Origin of the sequence: Chlorobaculum sp. MV4-Y (genome assembly GCF_025244685.1) — a bacterium.
Lineage (GTDB): Bacteria > Bacteroidota > Chlorobiia > Chlorobiales > Chlorobiaceae > Chlorobaculum.
Genome location: NZ_CP104202.1, coordinates 1,394,572 through 1,406,526, shown reverse-complemented (window position 1 = coordinate 1,406,526; position 11,955 = coordinate 1,394,572). Strand labels below are relative to the sequence as shown.

At 53.7% G+C, this 11,955-nt stretch carries 13 protein-coding genes and 5 tRNA genes; 13 read left to right on the top strand and 5 right to left on the bottom strand.

Annotation, left to right across the window (positions count from 1 at the left end):
* Positions 1–58 precede the first annotated feature (58 nt).
* Entirely contained in the window at positions 59–571 is a 513-nt protein-coding gene (locus NY406_RS06865; RefSeq protein WP_260533363.1) for an HNH endonuclease, read from the top strand.
* A gap of 35 nt (positions 572–606) precedes the next feature.
* Here NY406_RS06865 and NY406_RS06860 read toward each other — a convergent pair whose 3' ends face one another.
* A complete protein-coding gene (locus NY406_RS06860) occupies positions 607–1,584 on the bottom strand; it encodes a sugar phosphate nucleotidyltransferase (RefSeq protein WP_260533362.1) in 978 nt (325 codons plus the stop codon).
* A gap of 293 nt (positions 1,585–1,877) precedes the next feature.
* Here NY406_RS06860 and NY406_RS06855 point away from each other — a divergent pair, with 293 nt between their 5' ends.
* From NY406_RS06855 to NY406_RS06820, 8 genes are all read left to right on the top strand, one after another.
* Positions 1,878–2,288, top strand: a complete 411-nt coding sequence (locus NY406_RS06855; protein WP_260533361.1) for an NUDIX hydrolase — start codon at positions 1,878–1,880, stop codon at positions 2,286–2,288.
* Positions 2,289–2,397: 109 nt separating this feature from the next.
* Positions 2,398–2,473: transfer RNA gene (locus NY406_RS06850), tRNA-Pro, on the top strand.
* Positions 2,474–2,495: 22 nt separating this feature from the next.
* A tRNA-Arg gene (locus NY406_RS06845) sits at positions 2,496–2,568 on the top strand.
* A gap of 26 nt (positions 2,569–2,594) precedes the next feature.
* A tRNA-His gene (locus NY406_RS06840) sits at positions 2,595–2,670 on the top strand.
* A gap of 52 nt (positions 2,671–2,722) precedes the next feature.
* A tRNA-Glu gene (locus NY406_RS06835) sits at positions 2,723–2,794 on the top strand.
* A 218-nt stretch (positions 2,795–3,012) separates the two neighbouring features.
* On the top strand, positions 3,013–5,445 hold the full coding sequence (gene pheT, locus NY406_RS06830) for a phenylalanine--tRNA ligase subunit beta (RefSeq protein ID WP_260533360.1): 2,433 nt from the start codon (positions 3,013–3,015) through the stop codon (positions 5,443–5,445).
* A gap of 14 nt (positions 5,446–5,459) precedes the next feature.
* Complete coding sequence (locus tag NY406_RS06825) at positions 5,460–5,765, top strand: hypothetical protein (RefSeq protein ID WP_260533359.1); 306 nt, start codon at positions 5,460–5,462, stop codon at positions 5,763–5,765.
* A gap of 5 nt (positions 5,766–5,770) precedes the next feature.
* The gene (locus tag NY406_RS06820; RefSeq protein WP_165439255.1) at positions 5,771–6,034 is read left to right on the top strand and encodes a cell division protein ZapA; all 264 of its coding nucleotides are present in this window, start codon (positions 5,771–5,773) and stop codon (positions 6,032–6,034) included.
* Positions 6,035–6,038: 4 nt separating this feature from the next.
* Here NY406_RS06820 and NY406_RS06815 read toward each other — a convergent pair whose 3' ends face one another.
* Positions 6,039–6,356: a hypothetical protein gene (locus NY406_RS06815; protein WP_260533358.1), complete on the bottom strand. Its 318-nt coding sequence runs from the start codon at positions 6,354–6,356 to the stop codon at positions 6,039–6,041.
* Between NY406_RS06815 and rny the strand changes: the two genes are divergently transcribed.
* Entirely contained in the window at positions 6,343–7,917 is a 1,575-nt protein-coding gene (gene rny, locus NY406_RS06810; protein WP_260533357.1) for a ribonuclease Y, read from the top strand. The genes NY406_RS06815 and rny overlap by 14 nt on opposite strands.
* Positions 7,918–8,018: 101 nt before the next feature.
* Here the strand turns inward: rny and hisB are convergent, their stop codons facing one another.
* Both hisB and NY406_RS06800 read right to left on the bottom strand, forming a co-directional pair.
* On the bottom strand, positions 8,019–8,603 hold the full coding sequence (gene hisB, locus NY406_RS06805; protein WP_260633765.1) for an imidazoleglycerol-phosphate dehydratase HisB: 585 nt from the start codon (positions 8,601–8,603) through the stop codon (positions 8,019–8,021).
* A gap of 26 nt (positions 8,604–8,629) precedes the next feature.
* The gene (locus tag NY406_RS06800; RefSeq protein ID WP_260533356.1) at positions 8,630–8,881 is read right to left on the bottom strand and encodes a DUF2905 domain-containing protein; all 252 of its coding nucleotides are present in this window, start codon (positions 8,879–8,881) and stop codon (positions 8,630–8,632) included.
* A gap of 79 nt (positions 8,882–8,960) precedes the next feature.
* Between NY406_RS06800 and secG the strand changes: the two genes are divergently transcribed.
* Both secG and NY406_RS06790 read left to right on the top strand, forming a co-directional pair.
* Positions 8,961–9,341, top strand: coding sequence for a preprotein translocase subunit SecG (gene secG / locus NY406_RS06795; RefSeq protein ID WP_260533355.1), 381 nt, complete (start codon positions 8,961–8,963; stop codon positions 9,339–9,341).
* Positions 9,342–9,346: 5 nt separating this feature from the next.
* A tRNA-Lys gene (locus NY406_RS06790) sits at positions 9,347–9,422 on the top strand.
* Between the two features lie 223 nt (positions 9,423–9,645).
* Here NY406_RS06790 and NY406_RS06785 read toward each other — a convergent pair.
* On the bottom strand, positions 9,646–10,302 hold the full coding sequence (locus tag NY406_RS06785; protein WP_260533354.1) for a hypothetical protein: 657 nt from the start codon (positions 10,300–10,302) through the stop codon (positions 9,646–9,648).
* A gap of 304 nt (positions 10,303–10,606) precedes the next feature.
* Between NY406_RS06785 and NY406_RS06780 the strand changes: the two genes are divergently transcribed.
* Positions 10,607–11,935: an LptF/LptG family permease gene (locus NY406_RS06780; protein WP_260533353.1), complete on the top strand. Its 1,329-nt coding sequence runs from the start codon at positions 10,607–10,609 to the stop codon at positions 11,933–11,935.
* Positions 11,936–11,955: the final 20 nt, after the last annotated feature.

The window sequence follows — 11,955 nt, the reverse complement described above, 5'->3', positions numbered from 1 at the left end:
AATGAATAACTGAAATGGAGGTCTGATAACCGGAAATGTCCTGCAACCGGAGACAACCATGCTTCTGCAAAAATCCAAAGTTCTGGTACTCAACGCGAGTTACGAACCGCTGAGCATCTGCGATGCTCGCAATGCCGTGCTGCTGCTCTTTTGCGGCAAGGCGATGATGGTCGCCAGCCATCCGGAGCACCGTATCCGCACGGTGACGGAGAACTTTCCGCTGCCGAGCATCGTCAGGCTGATGGTTTACGTGCGAATCGATTACCGGGGCGCTGTGCTGAACCGTAAAAACCTTTTCAGGCGGGACGGGTTCAGGTGCCAGTATTGCGGCTGCAAGAGTGACTCGCTGACGGTCGATCACGTCATTCCGAAATCACGCGGCGGCGAAGACACCTGGGAGAACCTCATCACCGCCTGCAAGCCCTGCAATACGAAAAAGGGAAACCGCACTCCATCAGAAGCGGGTATGGCCATGCTGAACAAGCCGGTCAGGCCGAGCCATATCACGCTGATGCGTCAGCACTATCTGTCGATCTCCGATGAGTGGAAGCCTTACCTTTTCATGAGCTGAGCGGCGCGAGTACCTTCCGGCCGCTATCCATGCGCTCATCCCATTCTGATTTCCGAATAATCGCCGATGTTCAGCTCGTGTCCCATCGCCGATACAATGGCATTGTTGCCGACGATCGAACGGTCAAGCATGATGTCGCTAACCTGCGACTTGCGTCCGATGATGGAGTTCATGATGATGGAGTCCCTGACGACGACATGTTCGGCGATTGTGGCGTTTGGGCCGATGATGGAGTTTGTGACGCTGGCGCTGTCGGCAATGAAGACCGGCGGATTGATGATGCAGCCGGGGAGTGATTTTTGCCGGGTATCCCTCTGTAAGAGAACTTCGTTCGTTGAGAGCAGCGTTTCAGGTTTGCCGCAATCGTACCATCCCTGCACCGGGAAGGTTGAAAAGGGTTCGCCGAGATCGATCATGTGCTGCAGGGCGTCGGTAAGCTGGAATTCGCCTTTGGTGCGGATGTCGTTGGCTATGATGTAATCAATGCTGTTGAAAAGCGTGCCTGCCCTGTGCACAAAATAGAGGCCGACGATTGCCAGATTGCTCACCGGTTGCTCCGGCTTTTCCACGAGCCTTACGATCTTGTCGCCCTCGGTGACCACCACCCCGAAGCGCCTCGGATCTTCAACCTCTTTGACTCCGAGCGTCGAAATGCAGCTTCCGAGTACCGGCTTCAGATCGACATCGAAAATGGTGTCTCCGAGGATGATGAAGAGTGGCTCTTCATCGATCACATGCGGTCTGCACATATGGACTGCATGGGCGAGCCCGAGCTGGTCGGCCTGGGTGACAAAGGTCAGTTTGATTGAATAGTGTGAAGTGAGGTACTCCTCGATTTTTCCCCCCAGATAACCAACGATGATCACGGCCTCATCAATGCCCGATTCGATGAGTTTGTCCATGATATGACCGATGATCGGCTTGCCGGCTACATTGAGCAACACTTTCGGTTGGGAAAAGGTATGCGGACGAAGACGGCTTCCGACGCCGGCAACGGGAATGATGGCTTTCATGTCAAGGGTCGCTTTTGATTGACTGAAATATGTGCATCAATTTACTTCAATTGCAGGAGATTATCATCATTCGGAAGTCGGTGAAAAACACATCGTTCAGGTAATCGGAGAAATTGCGTTCTTGCAGGTGGAGCTGTTTTTGCAGGCTTTTGTATGGTAAAAGATCATTGTGACATCATGGTGAAACAGTCATGGAAAAAAGCTGAAATCTTTTATCTTTTGCACGGTTTTGTTCTATAACAATCGTTATAGGAAGAGTTGTTTATGTAACGTTTTACTTCTTTCAGGCGATCATGGCCAACGGAACGGTTAAAATATCGGAACAGTCAGGCGTGCTGCCAATTGCCGGTGATAAGATTGTGCTGATTACCGCCCGCGGTTCCGGGCGCTGGATCATCCCCAAAGGGTATATCGAGAAGGGTATGTCACCCGTCGAATCTGCGGCGAAGGAGGCATGGGAGGAGGCTGGTATTATCGGAACCGTTCGGCATGAAGAGATCGGTACCTACTCATACCGCCGTCCGTCGGGCATCTTCTCGGTCAAGATTTATCCTCTCGAAGTTGAGTCCCTGCTTGAGCAGTGGGACGAGATGCATGTGCGCCAGCGACGGCTTGTCACGCCCGGAGAGGCTATAGAGATGATTTATCACGAAGAGCTGAGGATTCTCGTAACTGATTATCTGATAAACCGTTTCGATTTTTGATCCGCTGACCTTCGCGCCGTTTGCTCTCGGTTTTTTTTTGTGAAGAGTTTCTGAAAATTTTGTTTGGTGATTTCGGCTCAAGTCGTATATTATGAGCCTTCCGTTAAGACGGGGCATGGCGCAGCTGGTAGCGTGCCTGCTTTGGGAGCAGGAGGTCCCGAGTTCGAGTCTCGGTGCCCCGACCATGGAGAGCTGCGACAGGATTATGTGCCCGTAGCTCAATGGATAGAGCATCAGCCTTCTAAGCTGAGGGTTACAGGTTCGAGTCCTGTCGGGCATACAGGAAGAGGATTTTTCGCTTTTCATGGTGATTGTAGCTCAGGTGGTTAGAGCGCCAGGTTGTGGCCCTGGAGGTCGGGGGTTCGAGTCCCCTCATTCACCCCGGTTCTGTAATGGGCTTCCGCAATTTAACGGAAAGCGTTTTTGGATTGAACGGCCCCATCGACTAGTGGTTAGGTCATCACCCTTTCAAGGTGGTAGCACGGGTTCGAATCCCGTTGGGGTCACACCATAGCTCCGATAAACTTCGCGGTTTTGACGTGAGTTCAGTATATACGCTGGTTATCAAGCTCTGTGCTGTTGCAGGTTCAGAGCTTTTTTTATGAGGTTGCGGCATCTCTGGACATCGCTGGCGGCTTGGCTGCTGTGCCTCGCGTCGTCTCTGTATCGTTCCTGACGATTTCCCGAGATGCTTTTCATGAATGCATTGCACTAATACCCACCCATGAAAATCTCCGTCAACTGGCTCAAGGAGTTCATCCCTTCTTTTTCATCCGAAACAGCAGAACTTGTCGATTATCTGACCTTTGTCGGCCTCGAAGTTGAAGAGGTTTTCGAGCAGAAGCTGCCCGACGAGAAGGTGGTTGTCGGCAAGGTGGTCGAGGTGAAGCCGCATCCCAACGCTGATCGCTTGCGCATCTGCATGGTCGATACCGGCGAAGGCGAGTTGCGGCAGATCGTCTGCGGCGCGCCGAACGTCGAGGCTGGCATGACGGTGCCGGTCGCCACCATCGGCGCGACCTTGATCACTGTTTCCGGTGAAACCTTCACGATCAAGCCCGCAAAAATTCGTGGCGAGCACTCATCCGGGATGATCTGCGCTGCCGACGAGCTTGGCTTGTCCGACGATCACACCGGGGTGATGGTGCTCGACGAAGCGTGCAAGATCGGCAAGCCGCTGGCGAACTATCTCGAGGCCGACACGGTGCTCGACATTGCCGTGACGCCGAACCGCCCCGACGCGCTCTCGCATCTCGGCGTGGCCCGGGAGCTTGCCGACTGCCACGAGATCGTTTATCCGCAGGCGCCGGTAATCGAGTTTACGCGTGGCGGCGGACTCGTGGAGGTGCAAGACGAGGAGGCTTGTCCCTACTACACGGCCACAGTCATCAAGGGAGTGACGGTCGCGCCTTCACCGCGCTGGCTGGCCCGGCGCCTCGAGCAGATCGGTCTGCGCCCGAAGAACAACATCGTCGATATTACCAATTACATTCTGCACTCGTTCGGCCAGCCGCTGCACGCTTTCGACTATCACCGGCTTGCCGGAAGCCGCATCGTCGTGCGCAGCGATGCCGATAGCCGGTTCATGGCGCTCAACAATGTGGAGTACCAGCTCCAGCCAGGCATGACGGTTATTTGTGACGCGCGTGAGCCTGTGGCTATCGGTGGTGTGATGGGCGGCTTCTATTCGGCGGTCACCGATAAAACGACCGACATTCTGCTCGAAGCCGCGTACTTCAACCCGGCCTCGATCAGGAAAACCGCCAAGCAGCTTCAGCTCTCCTCTGATTCCTCCTATCGTTTTGAACGTGGTGTCGATCCATGCGGCGTGAAGCGTGCCGCCGAGTACGCCATCGCCATGATTCTTGAAATCGCTGGCGGCAAAGTCGATTCTGCCGAGGCGTGGGGTAGTATGCCTACCGCGCAGAAGATCGTGTCACTCCGGCCCAAACGCGTCAATGCTGTCCTCGGCAGTTCGATCACCGCTTCCCGGATGGTTCGACTGCTCGAAAAAATCTGCATCAAGGCGGTCTCGCAAGGGGCTGTGTCGGACGATGTTGATTCTATTGCATTTTCTGTTCCCTCGTTCAGGGTCGATATCGAACAGGAGATCGACCTGATCGAAGAGGTTGCCCGCCTGTACGGGTACAATAATCTGGAGCCTGCATCCGCGATGGTTTCCAGCTATCCGGTCAGCCGCAAGGTGCCAGAATATTTCCCTGATTATCTACGAAACATCATGATCGGCCTGAACTTCAGGGAAGCGCTTACCAATCCACTGATCCGGAAAGCCGAGGCGGAGTGCTTCAGCTCTATGCCGGTTAGTGCACTCAATCCGATCAGTGAAGAGCTCGAAGTGCTTCGTCCGAACCTTGCCCCCTCTCTGCTCAAAGTCGTCGGGTACAATATGCGGCACGGCAATCGCGATCTTCGCCTCTTCGAGGTTGCGCACGGATTTGAGAAGCAGCCGGAGGCCGAGCGCGGCAATGAGGGGCCACTTTCGGCATTTTTTGAAAAGGAGCTGCTCTCGATGGTGATAACCGGCCGACGTGAACCCAGAAGCTGGAACCGTCAGGACGAGAACGTCGATTTTTACGATCTCAGGGGCGCAGTGGAGATGTTGCTTGAAAAGCTGAATTTACTTGAAAAATCAGCTTTCAATATTTATAATAGCCAAACTATTGGCATTGAAATCACCTCGACGGAAAACGGGAAAACGTCCGTTTTGAAGGCGGGTACGGTTCAAGAGGTCAGCAAGGAAGTGCTCGATGCTTTTGGCCTTGATCAGAATGTGTATCTGGCCGAGCTGGATGTTACGGTGCTGGAGCGATGTTTTGAGTCAGGCGTGATCTATGAGCCCCCGTCGAAGTTCCCCGTGGTTGAAAGAGATCTTTCATTCGTGCTTCCCCGTCATATTCCGGCGCAGCGCCTGATCGATCTTGCAAAGGCGAGCGATCCGCTGGTCAGGTCGGTTCGGATTTTCGATGTGTTCGACCGAGGAAAAGCTCAGGGAGAACCCTCAACGCGAAGCGTGGCACTTTCTCTTGAGCTTGCCGACCGGTCGGGAACCATGAACGAAGAGGCGATCAGCGCCGTCGTCTCCAAGGTGAGTGACAATGCCAGAAGTGAACTTGGTGCGGTAATTCGGCAAGTTTGATCCAGTCCGGTTTTATGGATGCAGCAAACGAGCATAATGATCATCAGTTGCTTGCGGGCCTCGAAAAGAATGTGGGGCGGCTTGTGGAGCAGTTGTCCGAGTGCCGGAAAGAAAATGAGTTGTTGAAATCTGAGGTTTTGAGCCTTCAGAACATATTGCGGTCATTCAAGCTGCCAGGCACCGAAGGAGCAGAGGTGCAGGTGCCGGGGACTTCCGGCGAAGGATTTTCCTACGCCGACAAGCTTCAGATCAAACAAAAGCTCGTGATGATTCTGCAAAAGATCGAGAGGGAACTGAGGGGAGAGAAAGCCGGATTTTAATGTCCATGGAAAAGATCAGCGTCAATGTGTATGGCGACAGCTACCCTTTGCGGGTAGAGAACAGCGAACTGACCGGAAAAGCGGCAAAAGATGTCGATGGCGTCATGAGGCGCTTCGCTGCCAAAGCTCCGGATCTGGAAGCGAAAAAGCTGGCCGTTTTGGCCGCGATCCAGTTTGCTGAAAAAAAGAACGAACTGGAGGAGGAGCTGTCGCAGCTCAGGCAGAAAATGGCTCATATCAATGAATTTATCGAGCAGAATTTGCACTAAAGCGTTACATTGAAAGCAAGCGAAATATCCGCACCACAGCAAGAGGTGTTTTGTAAGTAAAAGAACTAACAGGATAGAACAGGGAGCCAAACTCTTCATTTTGATTGCAGGCCTTGCTGCCTGGCGGTGATGAGCTGCTGGCATCGGCGCTTTCCAAAGCGTCGCATTGGAAGCAAAAAACCTGAAGGAGGCGCCCACCGTGTTTAAACGGGTTCTTGAATCTTACACATCTCTTGAGGGTGCGGTTTTTTTTGTTCAATTTTGAAAGGCCGGTCTTGTTTTGGCCGGTTGAAAAAGGAGGATAGTTAATGGGAATCGTCATAAATCTGTTTCTCATTATAGCGGCATCCGTGGTCTTTTTTGCGGTCGGTTTTTACATCGGCCGATTCTTTCTGGAACGTATCGGCACCACCAAGGTGCTCGAAGCCGAAGAACGTGCTGTGCAGGTCGTTCAGGAGGCCCAGAAAGAGGCCAATGACTACAAGGAACTCAAGGTCAACGAGGTGAACCAGGAGTGGAAGAAGCGCAAGCGTGAGTTTGACAGCGAAGTAACCATCAAAAACAACAAGTTCGCCCAGCTGCAGAAGCAGATTCGCCAGAAAGAGGTGACCCTGGGTAATCAGATGCGGGATGTCAAGGAGGCTGAAAAGAAGCTCCAGGAGCAGAGAGAGGAGCTGAAGCATCTGACCGAGAATGTGCAGAACCGCTCTGCTGAGCTCGAAAAAATCATCTTCGAGCAGAACCAGCGGCTTGAGAGCATCTCGAACCTTACCGCCGAAGAGGCTCGTCAGATGCTCATTGACAACATGATCGCCAAGGCCAGGGAAGAGGCTGCCGAAACCGTTCACCAGATTCACGAAGAGGCCACGCAGAAGGCTGACCGGATCGCCGAAAAGATCATGCTCACCGCTATCCAGCGTATCTCCTTCGAGCAGGCTACCGAGAGCGCCCTGTCGGTGGTGCATATCCAGAGCGACGAACTGAAGGGGCGTATCATCGGACGCGAGGGGCGCAACATCAAGGCGTTCGAGAACGCAACCGGCGTGGATATCATCGTCGATGACACTCCCGAGGTGGTCATCCTCTCCTGCTTCGATCCTCTGCGCCGTGAAAGGGCCAAGCTCACTTTGCAGAAGCTGCTTGTTGACGGCATTATCCATCCGGTGGCCATCGAAAAGGCCTACCAGGACGCGAAGAAAGAGATCGAGGATGTTATCATGTCCTCCGGCGAAGAGGCGATTTCGTCGCTTCAGATTCCCGACATGCCAGCCGAGATCGTCAACCTCATCGGCAAGATGCGCTTCCACACCGTCTATGGCCAGAATCTTTTGCAGCACAGCCGCGAAGTGGCCATGCTGGCGGGTTTGATGGCCGCCGAACTGAAGCTCGATGCCAAGCAGGCCAAACGCGCTGGCCTCTTGCACGACATCGGTCTGGTGCTGCCTGAGACCGAAATGCCACATGCGCTGGCTGGTATGGAGTTTCTCAAGAAATTCAACATGTCGCCGGTGGTGCTCAATGCAATCGCCGCCCATCACGGTGAGGTTGAGAAGGCGTCGCCCATCGCCGACCTGGTTGATGCGGCTAACGTTATTTCGCTCTCAAGGCCGGGCGCACGCGGCGCTGTGACCGCCGAGGGCAACGTCAAGCGGCTCGAAAGCCTCGAAGAGATCGCCAAGACCTTCCCCGGTGTCATCAAGACCTACGCCTTGCAGGCGGGCCGCGAGATCAGGGTGATCGTCGAAGGTGACAATGTCAGCGACTCCCAGGCTGACGTGCTTGCCCACGACATTGCCAGCAAGATTGAGTCGGAGGCGCAATACCCCGGCCAGATCAAGGTGACCATCCTGCGCGAAAAACGCTCGGTCGCCTTCGCGAAGTAACAGGATCAAGCAGATCGGTCAGGTCCGGCTGATTTGAAAAGCAAAAAAAGAGGCTGCCTCGGGAAATCCGGGCAGCCTCTTTTGTTTGTGGCCGTTGCGCCTTACATCACCCCTTTGGTCGATTTGATCTCCGTGCCTTCGATTTTCACGGCCTGCTTCATCGCGTAGGCCAGTGACTTGAAGAGTGCCTCGATCATATGGTGCGTATTCCGGCCCTCCAGCACCGCGAGGTGCAGGTTCGCATTCATCGTCCGCGAGAGCGAAACAAAGAAGTGCTCCACCATCTCGGTTGAAAGTCCCTGAATCACCGGGCGCGAAAACTCCGCCCTGAAGACGCAATAGCTACGGCCACCGAGGTCGATCGAGCACTGCGCCAGTGCCTCGTCCATCGGGATGATCGCCCAGCCGTAGCGTCCGATACCTTTTTTATCGCCAAGCGCGTCCATGATGGCTTTGCCGAGCACGAGCGCTACATCTTCGACGGTGTGGTGGTCGTCCACCTCCAGATCGCCGCTGCACCGTAACTGTACGTCGATGCCGGAGTGGCGGCTAAAGCTGGTCAGCATGTGATCGAGAAAGAGCACGCCGGTTTCAACAGATGACCTCCCCGTACCATCGAGATTGACGGTGGCAGAAATGTCCGTTTCAGCAGTTTTGCGGCTGTGTGAGGCGATGCGCTGGTTCATGGGTGTCGATTCTGGCATGAATGATGCTATCTGAAAAATTTGTTAATAAGGCCAATGACGAGGCTCAGGATGATCGACAGTACGATGGAGCTGCCGAGCGGGAAATAGAGGCGGAAATTCTCTTTTTCGATATGGAGGTCGAGCGGCAGGTGGCCGAACCATCCCAACCAACCGTTTCCTCCCGATTTCTGAACAAGCAAGACAAGCAAGCCGAGTGCAGCGATCGATGCACCAAGCAAAATGAGCATTTTGCCAATTCCTGAAAACGGGTCTTGCATATTGTGAAAAAGTTGCTAAATTAAGCCCACATTGTTGAAAGATACGATAGTTAGCCGAAATTTCATCAGATAGCAGGACATGCTCAACGGTTTCGTCGTCATTTTTGCCTTGCTTGCAGCACTTCTGCTGATCGTGTCGGTGCTGTTGCAAAGCCCCAAAGCTGGCAGTGGTCTGACTGGCGGTATTTCAAGCCTTGGCACCGTGCAGACTCTCGGCGTCAGGCGTACCGGTGATTTTCTGAGCAAGACTTCGGCAATTCTGGCTGGCGTCATGATGGTGCTTTGCTTCATTGCCCAGTTTACGCTTCCGGCACGCAATCAGGGGGACGCAGGCAGCAGCATCCTGCAGAAGAGCGCCCCGGCGTCGCTTCCGGCTAACAATCTTCCGCAGTCGCTTCCGACTGGCAATATTCAGCCTGTGGCGGCTCCAGCAGAACAACCGGCAGCACCGGCAAAATAAGATTTGCACTCGTAGCTCAGTTGGTAGAGCAACTGACTCTTAATCAGTGGGTCCAAGGTTCGAGTCCTTGCGAGTGCACCAGAGATAGAAAGCCTTACAGAACGTTACTGTAAGGCTTTTTGTTTTATGTATGTTTCGATGAATGCATAGGCAGATCCCGGATGGACGAGTTTAGAACGCTCTCTTGCACCAGCGGGTGAACGACATCCTTTTGGCTCTGAAATATGTCGTAAGAAAAGCGCTGACTCGTATTACGGTTGTTCCGCTGCGAATGACAATGGTTGATGGTGTTCAGATAATTTGCTTACCACTCTGCCGAGTGCAGCCCTACGATCTCCTTGTACGCAATTGCGGTGGCGCAGGCTGTTACCGGCGCCGAAACCAGCAGTCCGACGCCGAGGGCGAGCGCGCCTAGCACATTGACGAGGAACAGCACAAGCGCGAAGACGAAAAAGGCGAACCAGTTTTTCGTGACGATCTTGCGGCTCGTCTCCATTGCCTGCCAGAACTCCATACCGTGATCGATGACCAGAAAGGTTGTCAGCATGTAGCCGATGGCGAGATAAATGCCTGGCAGGATGAGCAGCACCAGCCCGATGGCGACGAGGATGCCGCTTGCCAGCCCGGCGAGAAAGAGCGGCAGGAAATAGTTGAATCCCTTGAAAAAGTCGCTGAACTGAAGCTGTTGGCCGGTCATGATTCTGAACGCCGCGATGGCGTATCCGGCGTAGAGCGGCGCGGCCACGGCTGAAAAGAGCAGCGAGCCGAAACCGCCCATTTTCGAACTCACGAGGGAGGCCGCAAAGCAGATAAGCGTGAAACCGATGAACTCGCCGATGTTCCCTTTGAACATTTCCCAACCTTTCTGCACATAGTCTGATGTGTTGACTTCATACCCTTCCGCGATGAGCTTGTCAAAATGCGCGGGGTCGACCTTCTCTCCAAAATCAAATGGTGCCATGGTTCCTCTCCTGTTTTTTTTGTTTAATTCTGCCGATGACCGTAATCAGGAAGAAAACACATATCCTCAGTTCTGATGATACCAGCCGGTGCCATGGAAACCATCTCGTGCTGACGGCATGAAGATATGTGCTCTTTTATACGTAATCTACTCAAGGTTCTTCAGTGCGCAAAGCTTTGCGTTGCCGGATGCCTTCTGGTTCGCCCGGTGGCCGCTATTGCAGAAAAATCGTACTGCTGTATATTGTGAGCGGTTCGCCTTGCGGGAAAGAGGTCTTGGCGAGTAACGGTTTAACAAACATTTAATGAAAATTTTCGATCGATACATTCTGAAGGAGCATCTTGGCACCTTTTTTTTCGCGTTTGTAACGATCATGTTTGTGTTCATTCTCTCCTTTCTTACTCAGTTTCTTGAACGCCTGATAGGCAAGGGGCTCGATTTCAGAATCATACTCGAAGTGGTGGCGCTGCAGTCGGCCTGGATGGTTGGGCTGGCTGTGCCGATGGCAGTGCTGGTTTCGACAGTCATGGCCTTCAGTTCCCTGACCAACAGCTCGGAGTTGACGGTGATGCGCTCAGGCGGCATTTCGATTTATAGGCTTGTTGCGCCAGTGCTGCTCGCCGCGCTTGCCTTGTCGCTTATGATGGAGCGCTTCAACAACGTTCTGATGCCTGAGGCTAATTACAAGGCCAATGCCCTGTTTGCCGATATAACCCGCATGAAACCTGGTCTCGGTATTGACAAGAACGCCTTTTCCGATGTGATTCAGGGCTACTCCATTATGGTGCGGGATATTGACAACGAAACTGGAGAGCTTCGTGATATCGTGCTCTACGATCGCGGAAGGCCGGATGTTCGCACCGTGATCATGGCGGCAAGGGGGCGTATCCAGTTTTCGCACGATTACAGTCATCTCGTGCTGACTCTCGAAGATGGTCAGATTCACGAACTTTCTCTGCCGGCGATGGATAGGTACAGGAAAATGGTTTTCGCCAAAAACCGTTATGTTTTCGACGCGACCGGATATGGCTTCGAACGCACCGATGACGGGAACCGGCGTCGGGGTGGCAAGGAGCTGTCGGCGGCTGATCTCTTGTCTATAGCCAGGGAGTTTCGTCTGAAAGGCCGGGTTGCAGAGAGCTCTATCGACAAGGAGATAGCGCAGTTGAAAAAAGATGTGGCGGCGATTCGTAACCGAAGTGATGCGGACGCCTTGTTATCGCCATCAACGTTGCCGCCAGCTGTGACTGGCCGTGCCATCGAATTTGTCGATACGATGATTGGAAATGTGTCGTTACGCATCGAGCAGATGCAGCAAAACCGGAAAGCGTTCAGCGACTACATGATCGAGTATCACAAGAAATATTCGCTGGCCTTTGCCTGCCTGGTGTTTGCCGTAGTTGGCGCACCGCTTGGCGTTATGGCGCGGCGCGGCGGATTCGGTGCGGGTGCGGCGCTGTCGCTTTTCTTTTTCGTGCTCTACTGGGTGCTGTTGATCGGCGGGGAGAAGATCGCCGAACGAGGTCTGCTGTTACCGGCTATCTCGGTCTGGCTGCCCAATGTCGTACTGGCAGTTACCGGTCTGTTCATGATGTACCGTCTGAGTAGCTCGGCCAGCGATTCGGGGCGGTGAATTGACCCATGCACCGGCCA